A 1862-nucleotide genomic window follows, 5' to 3' on the forward strand; every position below is an offset into this window, starting at 1 on the left:
CCCCACCCCCCACCCTGGCAGTCCCCCCAGCGGGCCGCCCACCACCACGGCGACCCACACCGGCCACGGCACGTGCAGCCCCGCGGGCACGGCCGCGCCGAACAGCGACTTGGTGACCAGCGAGGTGAGATTGGCCAGCAGGAACACGGGCTGGAGGGTGGCCGCCCACGAGCGCTGGTCCCACCGGCTCGCCACCGCGTAGACCGCGAGCGCCGGCCCGGCGATGCCCGCGGTGGTGTTCATGAACCCGGCCACGGCGCCGGAGGCGAACACGGCCCCGTTCCCCTGGGCGGTGAAGCGCTGCTGCAGGCCCAGGACGGCGGCCACGGCCACCAGCACGGAGGACCCCAGGAGGATCTCGAGGGCGTGGGCGTCCAGGACCCGCACGGCCCACGCCCCCGCGAACGAGCCGGCCACGAGCAGGGGTGCGAGGCGGACGAAGCGCGGCCAGTCCACGTGCCTGTGGAGCACCGCGAACAGCAGCACCGCGGACACCGAGGCGGCCACGTTGGACAGCGTCACCCCCGCCACCGGGCCCAGGAGCAGGGACAGCGTGGGTGCGGCGATCATGCCGACGCCCATGCCGCTCACCCGCTGGAGCGTGCCGCCCACGGTGATCGCGGCCAGCGCGACGACGGCCGGCAGCCACACCAGGGAGGGGTCCATGCGGGCAGTATGCCGGAGCCGGGGTGTCCGTCGGCCCTGGCTTCCGCCCGTGACGGGTGCGCATGCTGGCCGCAGGGCCCAGCACAGCTCCACCCCGTTCCCGCTCGTGATCGTGGGCAGCGGCCCCGCCGGCGTCAGCGCCGCCCGCGCCTACGTCGACGCCGGGGGACCCGGCCCCGTCCTCATGCTCACCTCGGACGTGGACCACCCCTACGAGCGCCCGCCGCTGTCCAAGGAGGTGCTGCGCGGCATGGCGGCCCCCGAGGGCACGCCGATCGCCGGGGAGGAGCTGCCGGACGGCGTCGAGCTGCGCCGCGGCACCACCGTCACCGGCGCGGACCTCGCCGCGCGGACGCTGCGGGTCGGCGAGGAGCCGGTCCGCTTCGAGCGCCTGATCCTCGCCCTCGGCGCGCACCCGAAGCCCCTGCCCGTCGCGGACGACGACGCCGAGGTGCACCTGCTGCGCTCCTTCGCCGACGCCCGCCGCCTGGTGACGTCGGCCGGGCACGCGCGCTCCGCCGTCGTGATCGGCTCGGGGTTCATCGGCTGCGAGGCGGCGGCCTCGCTGGCGCTGCGCGGGGTGGAGACCACGCTGGTCACCCCGGACGAGGTGCCGCAGCAGAAGCGGCTCGGCCGCGAGGCGGGCGATCGGATCGCGCAGTGGCTGATCGGCGCCGGCGTCGAGCTGCGCACCGGCGTGCGGGTGGGGCAGGTGCGCGCCCCGCGCACCGTCCACCTCGACGACGGCGCCACGCTCGCCCCGGACCTGATCCTCGCCGCGGTGGGGGTCGAGCCGGGGGGCGGGTGGCTCGAGGACTCCGAGCTGACCATGCACGAGGGGCGGATCGTGGCGGACGAGCACCTGGCGGCGGCGCCGGGCGTGTGGGTGGCCGGGGACGTGGCCCGCGCCCACCACGCCGTGGCCGGCCGGCCGATCCCCGTGGAGCACTGGGGCGACGCCCTCGGCATGGGCGAGGTCGCCGGGCACAACGCGGCCCGCACCGAGGTCGGCGTGCCGGGTGGCGCCGGCCAGGCCTCCGTGCTGGCCCACGCGGCGACGGCGGACCCGGAGTCCCTGCGGCGGTGGGAGGCCGTGCCCGGGTTCTGGAGCACCATCGGCGAGCACACGCTCAAGCACGCCGCGTGGGGCGACGGCCACGAGCAGGCCCGCATGGTGGAGCGCACCGGCGGGTTCA

At 77.0% G+C, this 1862-nt stretch carries 2 protein-coding genes; one reads left to right on the forward strand and one right to left on the reverse strand.

From position 1 onward, the window contains the following. Positions 1–666 (reverse strand): TSUP family transporter (locus tag ACFWJO_RS38480; RefSeq protein WP_386872834.1); only part of this gene is annotated, 666 nt, incomplete at its 3' end. A 49-nt stretch (positions 667–715) separates the two neighbouring features. On the opposite strand from ACFWJO_RS38480, the gene ACFWJO_RS38485 reads away from it, so the two are divergent. Next, a partial coding sequence (locus ACFWJO_RS38485; RefSeq protein ID WP_386872836.1) for an NAD(P)/FAD-dependent oxidoreductase occupies positions 716–1862 on the forward strand: 1147 nt, incomplete at its 3' end.

It is taken from the genome of Streptomyces sp. NPDC127092 (assembly GCF_042722475.1).
Classification (GTDB): domain Bacteria; phylum Actinomycetota; class Actinomycetes; order Streptomycetales; family Streptomycetaceae; genus Streptomyces.